Genomic DNA, 19,095 nt, shown 5'->3' with positions numbered 1-19,095 from the left:
TACAGCCCGCCGTGCCTGAAGATGACTGGATGCTGTCTTATTTTATAAAATAAATCATCATGTTTTTTGAGCTATTCAGCGACGACCGAACAACTGGCCTTGCGGGATGCCGCGGTTGGCAGTTTGCGGGCGCTGGGCGGCGCTCAGGCGCAGGTGCAGTCGCAGCAGGTCAGCGGCGATCTCCAGCTGTCCGCGCTCGATGTGCGCGATGATTTGCAGATGTTCGCGCAGGGCTTCCTGGAGGCGGTGCACGCTGACCGTCGGAAGCAGGTTCGGCAGGCGCCGAAGGCTCTGATGCTGGAGCAGGGCGTCACCGATAAAACGATTGCCGCAGCTCTGGCCGAGCAGTTCGTGGAAGCTGATATCCAGTTCGCGAAATTGCTGGATATCGAAATGCTCTACGGGGCTCGAGAGCAAGGTTTGCATAGCGCTTCGCAGTAACGCCAAGCGTTGTGGGTCGGCATTGAAGTGGGGACTGAGCAGGGCTTCCGGCTCCAGAATCAGCCGGAATTTGAGGCTTTCTTCGAGGGCGGCGAGGCTGTTCAGCGAAGGGCGGAACAGCCAGGACTGGCCGGGGCCGCGCTCGATGGCCTGGCTTTCACTCAGTTGTTGCAGGGCTTTTTGAGCGGCCGGCCGGCCGATGTCGTAACGACGCATCAATTCGCTGATGCTGATGCTGTCCCCGAGGCGTCCGGCCATGCGGTCGCGCAGCACGGAGGTCGCCAGCTCTTCTTCCTCGGCTTGTGGCAATGCGGCATTGAACGCCTGGCCGGTCGGCGGTGCGATCAGTCGATAGCCTTTGCCGGCTTCATGACTCAGCAGGTTTTCTTCCAGCAGCACTTTAAGTGCGCCACGAATCAGTGTGCGTGACACCTGGAATGTTCGCGCCAGCGCTTGCTCGGCGACCGGATCGCCGGCCACCAGCCCGGTTTCCTGGGTGTGCTCCAGAATTCGGCGGGCGAGTTCCAGGTGGTTGGTGCGGGGTTTCTTCTCGGGTGTTTTGCTCAAGCGTCTATCTCTTTTGGGCGCGTCGACTCAGGTGCTCATCTTATGCCATGCATCGCAAAACCGTCAGGCGCAAAAAAACCGTTGACATCGAATCGTGCTGGTCCTAATTTCTAAAAAAAAACACAAGCAATCGTTTCTCTTTACGCCGTACTGCCTTCGAACACAAAAATAATCAATCGTCGGGTGAGTATTATGAGAAAGCTGAAAGGCCTTATGTGTCTGGGATTGAGCGTCTCCCTGGCGATCGCTTCACAGGCTGCAAGTGCAAAAGACATGGTGATTTCGATCTGGGACGGCTACATGGCCCCGGATGCGCTGGACAAGTTCAAAGCGGCCAGCGGCGTTGACGTCGACAAGGCGTTGCACGCGACCAACGAAGAAATCATGGGCAAGCTGATGGCGTCTGGCGGTGAAGGCTATGACGTTGTGTTTGTCTCCTCTCCCTTCGCCGAAGTCCTGCACAAGCAAGGTCTGCTGGCCGATATCGATCCCGTCAAAGTCCCCAATCTTAAAAACCTCTACCCCGAAGCCACCCAACTGGAATATGACCCGGGCAACCATTTCTCGGTGCCATACACCTGGGGCACGACCGGGATTTGCTACCGCTCCGACAAGGTCACACCGGCGCCGGTAAGCTGGAACGAACTGCTCAACCCGAGCGATGCGCTCAAAGGCAAAGTGACGATGCTCGCCACGGACCGCTGGATGCTCGGCGCCGGGTTCCTGGCCAAGGGCTGGTCGGTCAACGACAACGATCCCAAACAGATCGCCGCCGTCCGCGATCAGTTGATCGCTACCAAGAAACGCATCCTCTCCTTCGACGACACCACCTTCTACTCCAAGCTCGCTTCCGGCGAATCGCTGATGGCGCACGCGTGGGATGGCTGGTGTAACTACGGCACCCAAGCCAATGCGGCCATCAAGTTTGTCGTGCCCAAGGAAGGTTCCGACCTTTGGGTGGACACCATGGTCGTGCTGAAAAGCTCGAAGCATCAGGATGAGGCGTTCAAGTTCATCAACTTCATGCTCGCCAGGGAAAACCACGTTTGGGTGGCTGAAAACATCCTCTACAAAATCCCCAACCAGGCCGCAATGGCTGGTTTGTCCGCTGACCTACTCAAGCAATACCCCAACTTGACGATCGCCCCGAGCGAGCTGTTGAAGATGGAGCAGTTGCGCGATCTGGGTGGCACTACGCAAAAGGCCTACACCCGGGCCGTCACCGAAATCATGGCGGCACAGAACTAAGCCTCACAAAACGTAAGCCGCATCGATCCGAGGCATGCCCCGCATGCCTCGCCACGCTCGCAAGCCGCCTCCGTTCCGGGGCGGGAGGATATGGGTAATGAGTGCTTTGCATGCTGACAGGCGTCTGTCGGCCTGGCTTCTTGCGCCCGGCTTTGGCTGGCTGCTGACCTTTTTGGTGATTCCGTGCCTTTTGGTGCTGGTCTACAGCTTCGTCGAGCGCGGGGCTTATGGCGGTATCGACTGGCTATTTACCTGGGAAAACTACCAGCGCGCGTTCGATCCGCTGTATCTGGGCATCTTGCTCAAATCGGCAAAGATCGCCGGTCTGGCGACGGTGTTTGCGGTGCTGATCGGCTACCCGGCCGCCTACGCCATTGCGCGTGCTCCGCGGCGTCGGCAAGCGGTGTTCCTGTTTTTGGTGATGCTGCCGTTCTGGAGCAACTACCTGATCCGCACCTATGCCTGGATCGTCCTGCTGAATCGCGAAGGCTTGATCAACCGGATGCTGCAGATGTTCGGCTACAGCGGCGAACCGATCAGCTTGCTGTACACCGAAGCGTCGGTGGTGCTGGGGCTGGTCTACAACTACATCCCGTTTGTGATCCTGGCGATTTTCTCTTCGCTGTCACGCATCAACAACGAGCTCTGGGATGCGTCGAAAGACCTTGGTGCCTCGGGCTGGATGACTTTTCGGCGGATCATTCTGCCGTTGAGCGTTCCCGGCGTTGCGGCTGGCGCCGTGTTTGTCTTCGTCCTGAGCATCGGCAACTTCATTACCGCCGATTTGTTGGGCGGCAAGCAGGTGCAGATGGTCGGCAACCTGATCTACTCGCAGTTTCTGACGGCGCGGGACTGGCCGTTCGGTGCTGCGCTGAGTTTCTTCCTGATCGCGATCATGCTGATTCTGTTGTTCGTTCAGGCATTGGTTGCCCGTCGTGCAGAAGGGGGCCGCGCATGAGTCAGTCACGTTCGGTTGGCGGCACGGTGCTCGGCACGCACTTGGGATTGGTGTATGCCTTCCTTTATGTGCCGATCCTGGTGCTGATTCTGCTGTCGTTCAACAAGTCCGGATTACCCACGGCCTGGGGCGGCGTATCGCTGAAGTGGTACGTGGCGCTGGCGCATAACTCGGCCATTTTGTCGGCGGCTCTCAACACCTTGATCGTCGCGCTGTCGGCGACATTCATTGCCTGCGTGCTCGGGACATTCCTGGCGCTGGGCATTGAGTTGCGCCGCAAGGGTAATGACAAGGGGCAGGTGGTCGACACCTTGTTGATGGCGCCGATGATCATTCCCGACATCGTCCTGGCGATTGCGCTGCTGAGCTTTTTCAACCTGCTCAAGGTTGGGCTGGGCCTGCACTCGATCATCATCAGCCACGCCGTGTTCAACATCGCTTTCGTTTGCGCAGTGGTGCGCACGCGGCTCAAACACTTCGACTACTCGATTCTCGAGGCTTCGATCGACCTGGGTGCGAGCTGGTTCACCACGTTCCGCCGGGTGCTGCTGCCAGCGATTTTCCCCGGCGTGCTGGCGGGTGGATTGCTCTCGTTCACGTTGTCGGTGGACGAATTCATCATCGCCTTTTTCAACTCCGGTTCCGGCCAGGCGTCCACCACGTTGCCGATGCAGATCTACGCCATGATCCGATTTGGCGTGACCCCGGAAATCAACGCTCTAGCGACGCTGGTGATGCTGGTCAGCATCACCGCGCTGCTGGCTTCGCAGCGTCTCAACAAGGCTCCTCGCACCCATGAATAATTCATCTGCGGTACTGATCCTGGACAAGGTCAGCAAGTCTTATGGCAACGGTCTGGCGGTCGACGAGGTGTCGCTGAACATCCGCGAGAACGAGTTCTTTGCGCTGCTGGGTCCGTCCGGCTGCGGCAAGACCACGCTGTTGCGCATGCTCGCCGGCTTCGAAACGCCCAGCGCCGGCTGCATTTATCTGGATGGCAAAGACATCTCGCCGTTGCCGGCCAACAAGCGCCCACTGAACCTGATGTTCCAGTCCTATGCGCTGTTTCCCAACATGACCGTGCGCAAGAACATTGCCTACGGGTTGGAGATGGAGCGTCTGCCTGAGTCGGAGATCCGTCGCCGGGTCGATGAAGTGCTGAGCACCGCGCAGCTCGGTGAGCTGGCGGACCGCAAACCGGATCAGCTCTCCGGTGGTCAACGTCAGCGTGTCGCACTGGCGCGGGCGCTGGTTAAACGGCCGCGGGTGTTGCTGCTCGACGAGCCGTTGGGCGCACTCGACAAAAAGCTGCGGGAAAAAATGCAGCTCGAACTCAAACGCCTGCAACTCGAGAGCGGCATCACTTTCATCATCGTCACTCACGATCAGGAAGAAGCGTTGGTGATGTCGGACCGCATGGCCGTGCTCGATGGCGGCAAGGTCTGCCAGTGCGGCAGCCCGACCGAACTCTACGAAAATCCCAACAGCCGGTTTGTCGCCAACTTCATCGGCGTCAGCAACCTGTTTGAAGGCGTGCGATCCGGTGAGCACACGGTGCGTGTCAACGGCCAGGAGTTGGCCGTCGAGACCGACGCGCCGTTGATTCCGGGGCAAAAGGTTGCCGTCGTCGTTCGCCCGGAACGTTTACAGGTGCTGGCGGAGGAGGGCGACGACTGTGCCAATCGGGTGACCGGCAATATCGTCGAAATCGCCTATCACGGCCTCGACACCAACGTGCATGTGCAGACGGCACTCAGCGACAAAGCCTTGATCGTCCGGGTGCCGTCCTCGCAATTCGAATTTGCTCATTTTGCTATCGGTATGAGCGTCCGGCTCGGCTGGCAGGCTCGCCACGCCCGTGTTCTGACGCGCTGAACAATAAAAAAAGACCAGGCAGGAGTACCGCTCGATGAAACAGAAAGTGATCGCCTTCTTTCCGGAAGCCGCTTATGGCCCGGCGCTGAACTCAGTCGGTATCGCCCAGGCGTGCGAAGCCCTCGGCCACAAAGCTGTATTCCTCACCGACCCCGGCATGAGCGGCGTGTATGCCGGGTATGGTTTTGAAGAACACATGGTCAACATGTCGGCGCCAATGCCCGTCGAAGAAATGGCCCGCTACTGGGTCGATTTCATCAATGGCCACATTCCCAACTTCCGCAAATCCCCGCTGGATCAAATCGACAACTACGTGAAGGAATGCTGGGCCGCCATCGTCGACACCGCGAAGTGGGCGCAAAAGGATCTGCCAGCGGTGCTGGACAAGGTCAAACCGGACCTGATCTGTGTCGATAACGTGATCCTGTTCCCGGCGATCAAGCAATACGGCAAGCCTTGGGTGCGGATCATTTCCTGCTCGGAAAACGAAATCGAAGACCCGGATATCCCGCCGCACCTGTCGGGCATGAGCATCGACGACAAGGCCGGTCACGCACAGTTTCGGCAGCGTTTTGAAGACGTGATCGGGCCGATTCACGAAGACTTCAACCAGTTCCTGCAAGCCCATGGCGAGCAGCCGTATCCGCTCGGCACGTTCTTCGAAGCGTCGCCTTACATGAACCTGTTGCTGTACCCGGACGCGGTCAAGTTCGAGCGCCGTCATCCGTTGCCGGCCGAGCGCTTCCACTACCTGCAAGGGTGCGTGCGTCACGATACGACGTACGAGATTCCCGAGTTCCGCGCCAACAACGACAAACCATTGCTCTACGTCAGTTTTGGCAGCCTCGGTTCCGGCGATGTCGATTTGCTCCAGCGCCTGATCACGGCCGTTGGCAAGTTGCCTTACCGCGCGCTGTTCAATGTCGGTGAGCACCTCGATGAATACCCAGACCTGCCGGACAACGTGCTGATCTCCAACTGGTTCCCGCAGCCGTCGGTGATTGCCCAGGTCGATGCGGTGATCCACCACGGCGGCAACAACAGCTTTACCGAGTGCCTGTTCTTCGGCAAACCGGCGATTGTCATGTCGTACGTCTGGGACGGTCACGACAACGCCATGCGCGCCGAAGAAAGCGGTCACGGTTTCAAACTCGATCGCTACGACTGGAGCGAAGCGCAGTTGGCGGAAAAACTCGCCGCCTGCCTCAACGACGAGGCGATGCACCAACGTTTGCAGCACACCAGCGTGCAAATGCAATCACGCAAAGGGCCAGCGGACGCGGCCGACATTCTCGACAAGGTGCTTAACAATGCCTGATCAAAACACCACGGCGGGCATCACGCCGTACCTCGAAGCCGTCAGCAGTCGCACCGATCTGGTGGACTGGGGCGTGCAGAGCGACGCCGTCGAAGGCGTCTCGCACTCCAGCGGCCGGCTGTTGTTCAAAGGCCCGAATAACAGCCCCGAAACCGGGCTTTGGGTCTGCACGCCCGGTCGCTGGCGGCTGTCGATTCCCCGTGACGAGCTGTGCCATTTCATCGCAGGCAATGCCACTTACCGCAATGACGACGGTGAAGTGATCGAAGTTCGTCCCAACACACTGGTGTTGTTCCCGGCCGGCTGGACCGGCGAATGCCACGTCCGGGAAACCCTGCGCAACGTTTACATGCTGGCTTGAGCCTGAATTTTTTGGAGAGCAACAATGACTACCCCGTTTCTGTACGACCCGCTGAGCATCACCGACGTCAAGGATTGGGGCGTGATCCCGACCATGCTCGAAGGTGAGTCCCATGTTTCTGGCGTGGTGCTGCACAAGGGCCCCGAAGGCCAGTCCGAGTGCGGTGTGTGGATCTGCACGCCGGGTAAATGGTTTTGCCATGTCACCAGCGACGAGTTCTGCCATTTCCTCGAAGGCCGCTGCACTTACGTCCATGAGTCCGGCGAAGTGATCGAGATCAAACCCGACACGGCGGCCTTTTTCCGCAAGGACTGGAAAGGCGTATGCACCGTCCATGAGACGGTGAAAAAGGTCTACATGATCCGGTGAATGTCATGACTGAAACACGTGCGTTATCGCCAACTCGTGAGGACCAGCGCGCAGCCTTCCTGGCGCGTGCCGGCTTCGCCGAGGCGCAGCTGGTTGCGTTGCCGGCAGATGCCTCGACCCGGCGCTATTTTCGTTTAAGCGGTGAAGGTTTGCTGCTGATGGATTCGCCACCGCACAGCGAGCCGATCGGTCCTTTTGTGCAGGTTGCCCGTCACTTGCACGGGCTGGGGTTTTCCGCGCCGGCCCTGATGCAGGTTGACGAAGAGGCGGGTTTGGCGCTGATCGAAGATTTCGGCCACGACACCTACACCCGATTGCTGGCGGCAGGGCATCCGGAAGCGGCGCTGTATCGCTTGGCCGTCGATGCGTTGGTGGCGTTGCACCGCGCACCGCCGGGGGCAGAAATGGCGCCTTACGATGCCCGACAACTGAGTGACGAGTGTGCGCTGCTGATCGACTGGTACATCCCGCTGCTGATTGGCAAGGACGCGGCGCTCGACCTGCGTGATTCGTTTCTGAAGCTGTTCGCCGAGGCTTGCGGCGATGTCGCTCAACGTCGCGAAGCCTTGGTATTGCGTGACTTTCACGTCGACAACCTGATGCTGCTGGAAGGCCGCGAAGGCGTTGCGGCCTGCGGGCTGCTGGATTTTCAGGACGCCCTGATCGGTGCGGCGGCGTACGACTTGATGTCGTTGCTCGAAGACGCTCGCCGCGACGTGCCCGAAGCATTGCGCGTGGCGCTGCTGACGCACTACCTGATGCAACGTCCGGAGCTCAATGCGCCGCGTTTTCTCGAAGATTACCGGCGGTTGGCCGCCCAGCGTCACGCCAAGGTGCTGGGGATTTTTGTACGCCTGGCGGGCCGCGACGGCAAGCACGGTTACCTGGCGCATCTGCCACGCACCCTGGGTTTGTTTGTTCGAGCACTGGACGCCGAGGCTTTCGCTCCGCTGCGCGATTGGCTCAACCGGCACGTACCGGGTTGGCGCGAGGATCTGCCGCCCGCGACCTTGGCGACGTTGCGCGAAACCCCTTATCGATTGGTTCAAGGATCATCCCATGGCCACGTTTAACACTGACACTGCCCTGCGTTTCATCAACTCCGAGTACCTGCCCCTGACGAATGCCCGCGCCCGCGAAGTGCTTGACCCGGCGACGCTGCAACCTGTCGGGCAGGTCGGCCTATGCGGCGAAGCCGAGGTGCAAGCCGCCGTCGATGCCGCCACCACCGCGCAAAAACAATGGCGGTTGATCGACGCCAAAAGCCGTGCCGCGCGTTTGCATCAGTTGGCCAATGCCATCGAACAGGACGTCGCCTGTAATCGTGAAGTCGCGCGATTGATGACGCTGGAAATGGGCAAGCCGTTTCCCGAAGCCATGGGCGAACTGGCGAACTGCGCGCCGATCTTTCGTTACTACGCGGAAATGGCGCGGGACGATGCGGGCAAGGTCGCCGGCACCACGCAGATCGGCTCGTTCCAACATGTGCGGTATGAGCCTTACGGTGTCAGCGTGCACATCATGCCGTTCAACTTTCCGATCCTGTTGATGTGCTGGACGGTCGCTGCATCGCTGGCGGCGGGTAACGCCTGCATCGTCAAACCGGCCGAAGCCACAACCCTTTGCACGCTCAAGTTCATGGAGCATTTCACCTCGCTGTTGCCGGGGCTGGTGTCTTGCGTGCCGGGCGATGCGGTGACTGCGCAGCTGCTGGTGAAGTCGACCGGGACTCACGCCGTGGCTTTTACCGGCAGTGTCGCGGCGGGTAAAGCGGTGGCGGTGGCGTGTGCAGAACAGATGAAGCCGTGCGTCATCGAGGCCGGTGGCAGCGACCCGCTGATCATCTCAAAACACGCGCCACTGGACGTCGCGGCGGCGGGAGCGGTGACCGCTGCGTTCCACCTCAGCGGGCAGATTTGCACCTCGGCAGAACGCTTCTACGTGGTCGATGAGGTCCACGATGAGTTCGTCGAGCAGTTCGCCGAACGTACGCGCGCCTTACGCATCGGCCATGGTCTGGAGCGTACGGAAATCGGGCCGATGGTTAGTGAGGCTGCACGCAACAAGGTCATGCGTCTGGTCGACGACGCCTTGGCCAAGGGCGCGACCCTGGTTTGCGGCGGGAGGATTCCGCCACAGCACACGGTGGGCTGGTTCTACGAACCGACCATTCTCACCGGCGTGACCCGCGACATGGCGATTCTCCAGGAAGAGTGCTTCGGCCCCGTCGCGGCGATTTGCCGTGTCAGCGATTTCGACGAAGCGGTGCATCTGGCCAATGACTCGCCGTTCGGTCTCGGCGCATCGCTGTTCACCACCGATCTTGGCGAAGCCATGGAAGCCGCCGAGCGTCTCGAAGCCGGGATGGTCTGGGTTAACAACCCACTGATCGACAACGACGCGCTGCCGTTTGGTGGCTGGAAGATGTCAGGCCTGGGACGCGAACTCGGGCGTCAGGGCCTTGAAGCGTTCCGGCGCTCGAAAATGGTCATCATCGATCACCAGCCGAAGATTCAGGACTGGTGGTATCCGTATGCCGACGACGTGTTCTTTCGCGATCAGGTTTAACGCCGCGGAACTTGGGAGGATCGCAATGAGCGACAACATTTCCTGGCCAACCCTGGCGGTGATTCTCGCGGCCGGGCAGGGCACTCGCATGCGTTCGCAGCTGCCGAAAGTCATGCACCCGGTGGGTAATCGACCGCTGCTCGGCCATGTGCTGGCGGCGGTCGAGGCCGCGGGCATCGAGCAAGTGGCGGTGGTGCTGGGTGCTGGCAGTCGACCGGTTGCCGATTACTTGCAACTGGCTGCGCCCACTGCACGGCTGTTTACCCAGCACGAACAATTGGGCACGGCGCACGCGTTGCTCGCCGCCCGTGCCGTGTTACAGGCCCATGAACAGGGCTGCGTGCTGGTGCTGTTTGGCGATTCACCGTTGATCAGTCCGCAGACGTTGTTGCAGCTACGTCAGACGCTGATCGACGGTGCAGCGGTTGCGGTTGCCGGGTTTCACACTGAACGCCCCGGGCCTTATGGGCGACTGTTGGTGGAGGAGGGCCGCTTGCTGGCGATCCGCGAAGCCAAGGACGCCAGCCCGCAAGAATTGGACGTCAGTTTCTGCAATGGCGGTGTCATGGGCTTGCGTGCCGACACCTGTCTCTGGTTGCTGGAACGCATCGGCAACCAAAACGCGCAAGGCGAGTACTACCTCACCGACGCGGTGGCCGTGGCCAACAGCGCCGGGCTGCAAGTGACGGCGGTAGAGGTCGATGAAGACGACGTGCTCGGGGTGAATGATCGCGAGCAATTGCATGCTGCCGAACAGCTTTTCCAGCAGCGTCGACGCCAAGCGGTCATGCAGTCGGGCGTCAGCCTGATGGCGGCGGATACGGTGTTCTTCAGTGCTGATACACAGCTGGCCAAGGACGTATGCATTGAGCCTTGCGTGGTGTTTGGCCTGGGGGTGAGCGTGGGCAGCGGGGTGCGGGTCGACGCGTTCAGTCGTCTGGAAAATATTCGGCTGGAGCAGCCGCGGAATGAAGGAGTTTGCCATGCGTGATTATCAACGGCTGTACATCGGCGGCGAATGGATCGCGCCGGTACAGCGTGGGGTTTTCGAGACCGTTGACCCGAGTGATGAATCGGTTCTGGCGCAGGTCGCTGCCGCCACGTCGGACGATGTCGACCTGGCTGTCGCCGCCGCGCGCACGGCATTCGACGAAGGAGACTGGCCGCGCTGGACCGGCGCACAGCGAGCACGCGTACTGCGGAAAATGGCTGATGGCATCCGTGCGCGTCAGGACGAACTGGCCGCCATCGAAGTACGCGACAACGGCAAGCCGCTTCCGGAAGCGCTGTGGGACATCGCCGACACGGCCGGTTGTTTCGACTTCTATGCAGGCCTCGCTGAAGGTTCGGATCAACACAGCGAGCAGTCAATCGGTTTGACGGATGAACGCTTCAGTACGTCGGTGATCAAGGAGCCGGTGGGCGTGGTCGCGGCGATCATTCCGTGGAATTTCCCGATGCTGATGGCGTCGTGGAAAGTCGCTCCAGCACTGGCGGCTGGCTGCACCGTGGTGCTCAAGCCTTCGGAACTCACGCCGCTGACCGCCCTTGAGCTGGCGGGTGTTGCCGATCAGGCAGGGTTGCCGGCCGGGGTATTGAATGTTGTCACTGGACTGGGGCGTGAGGCTGGCGCGCCGCTGGCCGAACACCCGGACGTGGACAAGATCGCCTTCACCGGCAGCGTGCCGACCGGGCGCAAGATCATGCAAGCGGCAGCGGCCGAGATCAAAAACATCAGTCTGGAGCTGGGCGGTAAATCGCCCTTCGTGATCTTCGCCGACAGTGACCTCGACGCGGCGGTGGAATGGATTCTGTTCGGGATTTTCTGGAATCAGGGCCAGGTCTGTTCGGCCACTTCGCGCGTATTGGTGGAGCGCGCGTTATACCCGGTGCTGCTGGAGCGTTTGATCGCTGCCACCGAGCAGATCCAGATCGGCCAAGGCTTTACCGACAATGTGAAACTCGGGCCGCTGGTCAGCCAAGGGCAACTGGACAAAGTCCTTGAAGCGATTGCGGCCGGTCAGCAAGAGGGCGCACGACTGGTGTCGGGCGGCACACGTCCGGCCCATCTACTGAAGGGTTACTACCTGACCCCGGCGATTTTCGCCGATGTGCCGGAACAGAGTTCGGTGTGGCGCGAGGAGATTTTCGGCCCGGTGGTGTGCCTGCGTGCATTCGATACGGAAGCCGAAGCGATTCGCCTGGCCAATGACTCGCCCTTCGGCCTGGCAGCGGCTGTCATGTCGCGTGATATTCTACGCTGCGAACGGGTCGCCCGACGCTTTCGCGCCGGGATCGTCTGGGTCAACTGCTCGCAACCGACCTTCGTGGAAGCGCCTTGGGGCGGCTACAAGCAGAGCGGTATTGGCCGCGAGCTGGGTGAGTGGGGCTACAACAACTACCTCGAAACCAAGCAGATCACCCGATACAACGGCGGGGCCTGGGGCTGGTATTTGAGCTGAAGCCGGTGCGTCGCAGCTCATTCCATTCCTTCCTCGGCGGATCGGCCTCGGCATCGCCCATTCAGACTAGGCAGCCCTGACGATTCTCTCGTGCTCCCCTGGCACCAAACTCGAAGGCCAGAGGGGTGTCGCTTCATGCGTGCCCCGCCTAACGAGCAGAAGGCGCCGCGATGGAGTTTGCATTCAGCGACGAACAGGAAATGATCCGCGCATCGGCCGAGGGCTTTCTCGCCGATGTCTCGGATTCTGCCGCCGTGCGAGCGGCGATGGTCAGCGAGCGAGGTTTTGACGAGGCGCTCTGGCAGCGTCTGTGCCGCGAAATGTACTGGCCGGCGATTCATATTCCCGAAGCGTACGGCGGCCTGGGACTGGGCTTTGTCGAGCTGTCGATTTTGCTGGAACAGATGGGCCGGCGCTTGCTGTGTTCGCCGTTCTTCGCCACCGCCTGCATGGCCACACCCGCGCTGTTGCTGGCCGCCAACGAACAACAAAAACAACGCTGGCTGCCGTTGATTGCCGACGGCAGCCTCACCGCTACGCTGGCCTTCAGCAGCGCCAACGGCTGGGCGGCCAAGGATGTTCAGGCCACGGTGGTGACCGAGGGCGAGGGTTTTGTGCTGGATGGAACCCTCAATCATGTGCTCGACGGACACAGCGCTGAGCTCTTGATCATCACCGCTCGGGTTCCCGGATCGACCGGCGAGGCGGGCATCAGCCTGTTCGCCGTGGACGCGGACCGGGCGGGGATCGAGCGTCAAATGTTGCCGACCATGGACCAGACCCGTCGTCAGGCACGGGTTCAGCTCAAGGGGTTGTACCTCAGCGCTGACTGCCTGCTCGGTGAGTTCGGCTCGGGCTGGCCGCACCTGGAGCGGGTCCTGCAATTGGCGTGCATCGGCCTGGCTGCCGAACAGACCGGTGGCGCGCAGCAGGTGCTCGACCTGAGCGTTGCCTATATGCAGGAACGCCAGCAGTTCGGTCGACCCATCGCCAGTTTCCAGGCGCTCAAACACCGTGCCGCCGACATGATGCTGCAGGTCGAATGCGCACGTTCGGCCAGTTATTACGCGGCCTGCGTGGCCCAGGAAGTCCTCGATCCTGAAGGCGATCCGCAGGTGGCCGCGGAGCTGCCGCTGGCGGCGGCGCTGGCCAAGGCGCACTGCTCCGAAACCTATTTTCACTGCGCGTCCGAGTCGATCCAGTTACACGGCGGCGTTGGTTTTACCTGGGAATACGACCCGCACCTCTACTTCAAACGCGCCCGCGCCAGCGAAAGCTTTCTCGGCGCACCTGCCTGGCATCGAGAGTGCATTGCCGTGGCGATTCTTGGGGAGCAACCATGAAAATCAGTTTCAGCGAACAGGACGAGCGCTTCCGTCAGGAAGTGGCCGACTGGTTGAGCGTGAACCTGTGCGGTGAATTCGAGCCCCTGCGTTTTCGCGGTGGCCCGGGTGACGAACATATGTTTCCCGAGGAACGCAAAGCCTGGGAACGCAAACTCGCCGAGGGTGGCTGGACGTGTGTGGGCTGGGCGCCGAAGCACGGTGGGCGTGGTCTGTCGATCAGCCAGCAAGTGATTTTCCACGAAGAGTACGCCCGCGCTGGCGGCCCGGGACGCATGGGGCATATCGGCGAAGGGCTGGCCGGACCGACCATTGCCGCGTTCGGTACTGCCGAGCAGCAACAGCGCTTTCTGCCGGGCATCGTCAACGGCACGTCCTTCTGGTGCCAGGGCTATTCCGAACCGGGGGCCGGGTCCGACCTGGCCAACGTCAAGACCCGCGCGGTGCTTGATGAAGCCAGCGGCACGTGGGTGATCAACGGACAAAAAGTCTGGACCTCCCTGGCCCATGAGTCGGACTGGTGTTTTGTGATCGCCCGCACTGAACCGGGCAGCGTTGGCCATCGCGGCCTGTCCTTCTTGCTAGTGCCGATGGCCCAGACGGAAATTACCGTGCGGCCGATCGAGCAACTAACGGGCACCTCGGAGTTCAATGAAGTGTTCTTTGACAGCGCCCGAACCGATGCAGCGAACATCGTCGGCGCGCCGGGCGAGGGCTGGAAGATCGCGATGGCGTTGCTCGGTTTCGAGCGCGGGGTATCGACCCTCGGCCAGCAGATGCAATTTCACAATGAACTGGACGAAATCATCGCCATCGCCCGGGCCAATGGCGCCGCGCGCGACCCGATCCTGCGCCAGCGCCTGGCCGAGGCCTGGAGCGGGCTGCGGATCATGCGCTACAACTCGCTGCGCATGCTGTCCGGGGCGCAGGACGGTTCGCTGCGCAAGGAAGCGACCATCTACAAACTGTTCTGGTCCACCTGGCACGCCACCCTCGGCAAGCTGGCGATGGACGTCCTCGGCGCCGAGGCCGAAGTGCTGGACGCCGCGCCCTACCAACTCACCCGTTTGCAATCGCTGTATCTGTTCAGTCGCGCCGACACCCTCTACGGCGGCAGCAACGAGATCCAGCGCAACATCATCGCCGAGCGCGCCCTGGGAATGCCCAAAGAACCGCGCCTGCGCACCTGACCAAGGAGTTTTCCATGTCTGTTCCTCACTATGTTGCAGGTCACGGCCTGCTGCGTGACAAGTCGGTGCTGATCACGGCCGCGGCCGGGGCCGGTATCGGTTTTTCCGCCGCGGTGCGTGCCGCCGAGGAGGGTTGCCGTGCCTTGATGATCAGCGATATCCATGAAGGCCGGCTGGCAGAAGCGGTGTCGAAGATCCGCGAAACCACCGGTCTGCAACAGGTCTTTGGTCAGGTCTGCAATGTTGCTGACGAAGCTCAGGTTCAACAGCTGATTGCCTGCGCCGAGCGCGACCTGCAGGGCGTCGATGTGCTGATCAACAACGCCGGTCTTGGTGGTTCACGGCTGCTGGTAGACATGACGGATGAGGAGTGGAACCGGGTCCTCGATGTGACGCTCACCGGCACCATGCGCATGACCCGCGCCATGTTGCCGAAGATGATCGAGCGGCGTGCCGGGGTCATCGTCAACAACGCTTCGGTGCTGGGCTGGCGGGCGCAGAAAGAGCAGTCGCACTACGCCGCCGCCAAGGCTGGGGTCATGGCGTTGACCCGTTGCGCCGCGGTCGAGGCCGCCGACTACGGGATCCGCATCAACGCGGTGAGCCCGAGCATTGCGTTGCACGATTTCCTGCGTAAGTCCGCCCCTCAGGCGGTGCTTGATCAACTCGCCGCCAACGAAGCGTTTGGTCGTGCCGCCGAGGTTTGGGAAGTGGCCAACGTGATGATGTTTCTGGCCAGCGACTACAGTTCCTACATGACCGGCGAAGTGTTGTCGGTGTCCAGTCAGAGGGCTTGAACATGCCACGTATTTTCGACACGCCCGTCGCCTTGCACGATGCTGTGGGAGAGGTGCTGGGCGTCAGCGATTGGCTGGTTCTTGCGCAGGAGCGCATCGACCGGTTCGCCGAGGCGACCGGTGATCACCAGTGGATTCACGTCGATCCGCTCAAAGCAGCCAGCGGTCCCTTCGGCGCCTGCATCGCCCATGGCTATCTGAGCCTGGCGTTGGTCAATCTGTTTTTACCGCAGATCGTCGAGGTGCGCGGCATTGCCATGGGTGTCAATTATGGCTGCGAGCGGGTGCGCTTTCCCACGGTGGTGCGTGTTGGCTCGCGGGTGCGCGGCAGTGCGCAATTGATGGCGGTCGAGGAGGTCAAGGGCGGCGTTCAGGCGACCATTCGCGTCAGCGTTGAAATCGATGGCGAGGAACGTCCCGGCTGTGTGGTCGATACCATCAGCCGTTACTACCCCGCGTGAACCCTTTAGCAGAACATTCGAGGAATCCAGCATGAAAGAAGCCGTCATCGTTTCGACCGCCCGTACCCCGATTGGCAAAGCCTTTCGCGGTGCATTCAATGACACCGACGCCCCGCAACTCGGCGGCCATGTGGTGCGCGAAGCCGTGCGTCGCGCCGGCATCGAGCCGGGCGAAGTGGACGATGTGATCATCGGCGCGGCGGCGCAGCAGGGCACGCAGTCTTATAACTTGGGGCGTCTGTGCGCGATTGCCGGCGGCTTGCCGACTTCGGTCGCCGGGATGGCGGTTGAGCGCCAGTGTTCATCGGGGTTGATGAGCATAGCCATGGCCGCCAAAGGCATCATGTGCGACGAAATCGACATTGCCGTGGCCGGTGGCCTGGAGTCGATTTCTCTGGTGCAGAACAAACACAAGAACCTGTACCGCAATCAGTCAGGCTCGGTGATCGAGCTGGATCCGCACGCTTACATTCCAATGATCGAAACCGGCGAGATCGTCTCCGCACGCTACGGGATTTCCCGCGAGGAACAGGACGAATACAGCTATCAGAGCCAGGTGCGTACCGCGCTGGCCCAGAGTAATGGATTGTTCGACCGTGAACTCGCGCCGCTGACCAGCCGCAAGGCGATCTTCGACAAGGCCAGTGGCGAAACCCGCTACGAATCCGTCACCTTGCTGCGCGACGAGTGCAACCGCATCGACACCACCCGCGAAAGCCTGGCTGCGCTGGAACCGGTGTGGCCGGGCGGTCAGTGGAGTGAAAAGGGCCGATTCATCACAGCGGGCAATGCCTCGCAACTCTCCGATGGTGCTTCGGCCTCGGTGTTGATGAGTGCCAAATTGGCCGAAAAGCGTGGTCTGGAGCCGCTGGGGATTTATCGCGGAATGGCGGTCGCCGGCTGTAACTCCGACGAGATGGGCATCGGCCCGGTCTACGCCATCCCGAAACTGCTCAAGCGCCATGGACTGACCGTGGACCACATTGGCCTCTGGGAGTTGAACGAGGCGTTCGCCTGTCAGGTGCTGCATTGCCGCGACACCCTGGGCATTCCGCCCGAACGCATGAACGTCAACGGGGGTGCGATTTCGGTGGGGCATCCTTTCGGCATGTCCGGTGCACGGATGGTCGGTCACGCGTTGGTCGAGGGGCAGCGTCGCGGTTTGCGTTACGTGGTGGTGAGTATGTGCATCGGCGGCGGCATGGGTGCCGCCGCACTGTTCGAGGTGGTCTGAATGGTCAGTGCACAACAGATTCAAGCGACCATGGCGCGATATGTGGAATTGGTGGACGCCGGTGACATCGACGGGATCGTTGCGCTTTACAGCGAGGATGCAGTGGTCGAAGACCCGGTCGGTCAACCGCCGTTGCAGGGTATCGTCGATATAGAACGGTTCTACCGCGAAGGGCTGGGTGCGAGCAAAGTCTCGGCGACGCTGACTGGCCCGGTTCGGGCGACGTTGAACGGTTGTGGGGCGATGCCGTTTCGGGTCGATATGGAATGGGCCGGGCAACCGTGCTCGATTCATGTGATCGACGTGATGGAGTTCGATGCCGACGGCAAGATCCGCTCGATGAAAGCCTATTGGAGCGACGTCAACATGGGCCCGCAGCCCTGAGACGATTCCCTGTAGGAGCTGGCGCAGCCTGCGATCTTTTGATCTTGATCTGGTCGGCACCGCAGATATCGCCAAGATCGCAGCCTGCGGCAGCTCCTACATTGACCGGTTACACCCTGAGGGCTTGGGAATATTCCGCATTCTGCGTCCGCCCGCTTTCGTAGTACGCCTTGAGGTTCTCGGCAATCTCGCGCACGACGTTGCTGAACGCCTTCGCCAGCAACCATTCCACCACTCGGCCACCGCGCAGGCTGTAGTTCATTTGGGTGGTAATGCGTGTCGCCTCACTCTCGGCCTGCAAGGCATAACTGAAGCTGGCCTCGCGGAATGGGAAGGGCGCGCCGTCACTGGCGCGGTGCAGGATCAGTACGAAACCCGAACCTTCCTGCCATTGCACCACGCTCTCATCCAGCCACTGCCCCCCCTTGCGGAACACCCGGCGGCTGGCGCCAACCCCTTCACGTGCGCCGGGATGAAACTGGCAACTGGTCAACCCCGGTACGTAATGCGGGGCGAGGCTCAGGTCGCGCAGTTTGTCCCATGCGGCTTGTGGGGTGAGGTCGAGCAGGACGCTGTGGCTGGCAATCGCGGGCATGCTGGAATTCCTCTTGTTCAATTGGAGTGTGCTGCATTGAGAAACGCCGGGCGTTCGCCACCGCCGTGCACGGTGATAGCCGCGCCGCTGACATAACGTGCCAGCGTTGATGCCAGGTACAGACAGGTATCGCCGATGTCTTCCGGAGCCGCCAGGCGTTGCAGCGGGATGGTCGCTGCCACCCGGGCAATGCCCGCCTGATCGCCATAATGCATGGCCGCCTGCTCGGTGAGAATCAACCCGGCCGTTACAGCGTTGACCCGCACCTTGGGCGCCCACTCCACGGCCAGCGAACCGGTCAGGTTCAGCAGCCCGGCCTTGGCCGCACCATAAGCGGCAGTGCCCGGCGAGGGACGGGTCGCGCTGACGCTGCAAATGTTGATGATTGCGCCACCGTCGGCCTGCGCCTGCATCACCTGATTGGCCTGCTGACAGAGATTCAGCGGCGCCAACAGGTTGAGGCGGATGATCGCGTCGCTAAATCGCGGCGAGGCACTGGCCGCGTCGGCATTCGGTGAACCTCCGGCATTGTTGACCACTACATCGAGGTGACCGAAACGCTCGACGATACTGTCGATCAACCGCCCGGACTGCTCGACATCCCGCAGGTCGCAGGGCAGAAACAGAGCCTCGCGCCCAGAGCTGGCAGGCAGGGTGTCCGGTGCTTCGCGACCGCAGATCACCACTTCGGCACCACAGTCGAGAAAACGCTGACTGATGCCGCGACCGACACCCTTGCCACCGCCGGTGACCAGTACCACTTTGCCGCGAAAGTCCATCGGATCAAGCATGGGATACCTCGTTCTGTCGCTCGGGAATGCTGTCGATGCTAGGTCCACAGCCTGAGCCGGGCAACGTCCAAAAAGACTAGAGCGGCGTAGTCCTGTCGGACGATGTCGTTTGCCCGGGCGCTCGGAATAATCC

General features: G+C 61.1%; 20 protein-coding genes. 17 read left to right on the top strand and 3 right to left on the bottom strand.

Annotation, left to right across the window (positions count from 1 at the left end; translation table 11 throughout):
• Positions 1-75 precede the first annotated feature (75 nt).
• Complete coding sequence (locus EAH74_RS14905) at positions 76-1,008, bottom strand: GntR family transcriptional regulator (RefSeq protein WP_140679528.1); 933 nt, start codon at positions 1,006-1,008, stop codon at positions 76-78.
• Between the two features lie 192 nt (positions 1,009-1,200).
• Here EAH74_RS14905 and EAH74_RS14900 point away from each other — a divergent pair, with 192 nt between their 5' ends.
• The 17 genes from EAH74_RS14900 to EAH74_RS14820 all read left to right on the top strand — a co-directional run bounded on the left by EAH74_RS14900 (position 1,201) and on the right by EAH74_RS14820 (position 17,576).
• A complete protein-coding gene (locus EAH74_RS14900; protein WP_140679526.1) occupies positions 1,201-2,256 on the top strand; it encodes a polyamine ABC transporter substrate-binding protein in 1,056 nt (351 codons plus the stop codon).
• A gap of 97 nt (positions 2,257-2,353) precedes the next feature.
• On the top strand, positions 2,354-3,214 hold the full coding sequence (locus tag EAH74_RS14895; RefSeq protein ID WP_008145697.1) for an ABC transporter permease: 861 nt from the start codon (positions 2,354-2,356) through the stop codon (positions 3,212-3,214).
• Positions 3,211-4,017, top strand: a complete 807-nt coding sequence (locus EAH74_RS14890) for an ABC transporter permease (protein ID WP_134101625.1) — start codon at positions 3,211-3,213, stop codon at positions 4,015-4,017. The genes EAH74_RS14895 and EAH74_RS14890 overlap by 4 nt, the downstream gene beginning before the upstream one ends.
• Positions 4,010-5,089: an ABC transporter ATP-binding protein gene (locus EAH74_RS14885; protein WP_140679524.1), complete on the top strand. Its 1,080-nt coding sequence runs from the start codon at positions 4,010-4,012 to the stop codon at positions 5,087-5,089. Before EAH74_RS14890 ends, EAH74_RS14885 begins: the two co-directional genes overlap by 8 nt.
• 34 nt (positions 5,090-5,123) lie before the next feature.
• Positions 5,124-6,407 carry a nucleotide disphospho-sugar-binding domain-containing protein gene (locus EAH74_RS14880; protein WP_140679523.1) on the top strand — a complete coding sequence of 428 codons (1,284 nt, stop codon included), beginning with the start codon at positions 5,124-5,126 and terminating at the stop codon, positions 6,405-6,407.
• Positions 6,400-6,768 carry a cupin domain-containing protein gene (locus tag EAH74_RS14875; RefSeq protein ID WP_140679521.1) on the top strand — a complete coding sequence of 123 codons (369 nt, stop codon included), beginning with the start codon at positions 6,400-6,402 and terminating at the stop codon, positions 6,766-6,768. Before EAH74_RS14880 ends, EAH74_RS14875 begins: the two co-directional genes overlap by 8 nt.
• A gap of 24 nt (positions 6,769-6,792) precedes the next feature.
• Complete coding sequence (locus EAH74_RS14870; RefSeq protein WP_140679520.1) at positions 6,793-7,137, top strand: cupin domain-containing protein; 345 nt, start codon at positions 6,793-6,795, stop codon at positions 7,135-7,137.
• Positions 7,138-7,142: 5 nt separating this feature from the next.
• Positions 7,143-8,210 (top strand): aminoglycoside phosphotransferase family protein, encoded by a 1,068-nt coding sequence (locus EAH74_RS14865; RefSeq protein ID WP_140679519.1) that lies wholly within the window; start codon positions 7,143-7,145, stop codon positions 8,208-8,210.
• Positions 8,197-9,705: an aldehyde dehydrogenase family protein gene (locus EAH74_RS14860; RefSeq protein WP_140679517.1), complete on the top strand. Its 1,509-nt coding sequence runs from the start codon at positions 8,197-8,199 to the stop codon at positions 9,703-9,705. Before EAH74_RS14865 ends, EAH74_RS14860 begins: the two co-directional genes overlap by 14 nt.
• 25 nt (positions 9,706-9,730) lie before the next feature.
• Positions 9,731-10,696 carry an NTP transferase domain-containing protein gene (locus EAH74_RS14855; RefSeq protein WP_240050515.1) on the top strand — a complete coding sequence of 322 codons (966 nt, stop codon included), beginning with the start codon at positions 9,731-9,733 and terminating at the stop codon, positions 10,694-10,696.
• Entirely contained in the window at positions 10,689-12,167 is a 1,479-nt protein-coding gene (locus EAH74_RS14850) for an aldehyde dehydrogenase family protein (RefSeq protein WP_140679516.1), read from the top strand. The genes EAH74_RS14855 and EAH74_RS14850 overlap by 8 nt, the downstream gene beginning before the upstream one ends.
• Before the next feature lie 170 nt (positions 12,168-12,337).
• Positions 12,338-13,510 carry an acyl-CoA dehydrogenase family protein gene (locus EAH74_RS14845; protein WP_140679514.1) on the top strand — a complete coding sequence of 391 codons (1,173 nt, stop codon included), beginning with the start codon at positions 12,338-12,340 and terminating at the stop codon, positions 13,508-13,510.
• On the top strand, positions 13,507-14,700 hold the full coding sequence (locus EAH74_RS14840; RefSeq protein WP_140679513.1) for an acyl-CoA dehydrogenase family protein: 1,194 nt from the start codon (positions 13,507-13,509) through the stop codon (positions 14,698-14,700). The genes EAH74_RS14845 and EAH74_RS14840 overlap by 4 nt, the downstream gene beginning before the upstream one ends.
• Before the next feature lie 14 nt (positions 14,701-14,714).
• Complete coding sequence (locus tag EAH74_RS14835) at positions 14,715-15,497, top strand: SDR family oxidoreductase (RefSeq protein WP_046054853.1); 783 nt, start codon at positions 14,715-14,717, stop codon at positions 15,495-15,497.
• A gap of 2 nt (positions 15,498-15,499) precedes the next feature.
• Positions 15,500-15,958, top strand: coding sequence for a MaoC family dehydratase (locus tag EAH74_RS14830; protein WP_140679512.1), 459 nt, complete (start codon positions 15,500-15,502; stop codon positions 15,956-15,958).
• Between the two features lie 31 nt (positions 15,959-15,989).
• Positions 15,990-17,192: an acetyl-CoA C-acyltransferase gene (locus EAH74_RS14825; RefSeq protein WP_140679511.1), complete on the top strand. Its 1,203-nt coding sequence runs from the start codon at positions 15,990-15,992 to the stop codon at positions 17,190-17,192.
• A complete protein-coding gene (locus EAH74_RS14820; RefSeq protein ID WP_140679510.1) occupies positions 17,193-17,576 on the top strand; it encodes a steroid Delta-isomerase in 384 nt (127 codons plus the stop codon). It abuts the gene before it with no gap.
• A 109-nt stretch (positions 17,577-17,685) separates the two neighbouring features.
• Here the strand turns inward: EAH74_RS14820 and EAH74_RS14815 are convergent, their stop codons facing one another.
• Both EAH74_RS14815 and EAH74_RS14810 read right to left on the bottom strand, forming a co-directional pair.
• A complete protein-coding gene (locus EAH74_RS14815; protein WP_140679508.1) occupies positions 17,686-18,171 on the bottom strand; it encodes an SRPBCC family protein in 486 nt (161 codons plus the stop codon).
• A gap of 17 nt (positions 18,172-18,188) precedes the next feature.
• Positions 18,189-18,962 (bottom strand): SDR family oxidoreductase, encoded by a 774-nt coding sequence (locus EAH74_RS14810; RefSeq protein ID WP_140679507.1) that lies wholly within the window; start codon positions 18,960-18,962, stop codon positions 18,189-18,191.
• Positions 18,963-19,095: the final 133 nt, after the last annotated feature.

Origin of the sequence: Pseudomonas mandelii (genome assembly GCF_006438925.1) — a bacterium.
Lineage (GTDB): Bacteria > Pseudomonadota > Gammaproteobacteria > Pseudomonadales > Pseudomonadaceae > Aquipseudomonas > Aquipseudomonas mandelii_C.
The sequence above is the reverse complement of the archived record's forward strand: the minus strand, read 5'-3'. Positions and strand labels throughout refer to the sequence as shown.

Coding starts and splice junctions, on each gene's coding strand:
- EAH74_RS14900 (WP_140679526.1), top strand. CDS start 1,201: ATGAGAAAGCTGAAAGGCCTTATGTGTCTGGGATTGAGCGTCTCCCTG.
- EAH74_RS14895 (WP_008145697.1), top strand. CDS start 2,354: ATGAGTGCTTTGCATGCTGACAGGCGTCTGTCGGCCTGGCTTCTTGCG.
- EAH74_RS14890 (WP_134101625.1), top strand. CDS start 3,211: ATGAGTCAGTCACGTTCGGTTGGCGGCACGGTGCTCGGCACGCACTTG.
- EAH74_RS14885 (WP_140679524.1), top strand. CDS start 4,010: ATGAATAATTCATCTGCGGTACTGATCCTGGACAAGGTCAGCAAGTCT.
- EAH74_RS14880 (WP_140679523.1), top strand. CDS start 5,124: ATGAAACAGAAAGTGATCGCCTTCTTTCCGGAAGCCGCTTATGGCCCG.
- EAH74_RS14875 (WP_140679521.1), top strand. CDS start 6,400: ATGCCTGATCAAAACACCACGGCGGGCATCACGCCGTACCTCGAAGCC.
- EAH74_RS14870 (WP_140679520.1), top strand. CDS start 6,793: ATGACTACCCCGTTTCTGTACGACCCGCTGAGCATCACCGACGTCAAG.
- EAH74_RS14865 (WP_140679519.1), top strand. CDS start 7,143: ATGACTGAAACACGTGCGTTATCGCCAACTCGTGAGGACCAGCGCGCA.
- EAH74_RS14860 (WP_140679517.1), top strand. CDS start 8,197: ATGGCCACGTTTAACACTGACACTGCCCTGCGTTTCATCAACTCCGAG.
- EAH74_RS14855 (WP_240050515.1), top strand. CDS start 9,731: ATGAGCGACAACATTTCCTGGCCAACCCTGGCGGTGATTCTCGCGGCC.
- EAH74_RS14850 (WP_140679516.1), top strand. CDS start 10,689: ATGCGTGATTATCAACGGCTGTACATCGGCGGCGAATGGATCGCGCCG.
- EAH74_RS14845 (WP_140679514.1), top strand. CDS start 12,338: ATGGAGTTTGCATTCAGCGACGAACAGGAAATGATCCGCGCATCGGCC.
- EAH74_RS14840 (WP_140679513.1), top strand. CDS start 13,507: ATGAAAATCAGTTTCAGCGAACAGGACGAGCGCTTCCGTCAGGAAGTG.
- EAH74_RS14835 (WP_046054853.1), top strand. CDS start 14,715: ATGTCTGTTCCTCACTATGTTGCAGGTCACGGCCTGCTGCGTGACAAG.
- EAH74_RS14830 (WP_140679512.1), top strand. CDS start 15,500: ATGCCACGTATTTTCGACACGCCCGTCGCCTTGCACGATGCTGTGGGA.
- EAH74_RS14825 (WP_140679511.1), top strand. CDS start 15,990: ATGAAAGAAGCCGTCATCGTTTCGACCGCCCGTACCCCGATTGGCAAA.
- EAH74_RS14820 (WP_140679510.1), top strand. CDS start 17,193: ATGGTCAGTGCACAACAGATTCAAGCGACCATGGCGCGATATGTGGAA.
- EAH74_RS14815 (WP_140679508.1), bottom strand. CDS start 18,171: ATGCCCGCGATTGCCAGCCACAGCGTCCTGCTCGACCTCACCCCACAA.
- EAH74_RS14810 (WP_140679507.1), bottom strand. CDS start 18,962: ATGCTTGATCCGATGGACTTTCGCGGCAAAGTGGTACTGGTCACCGGC.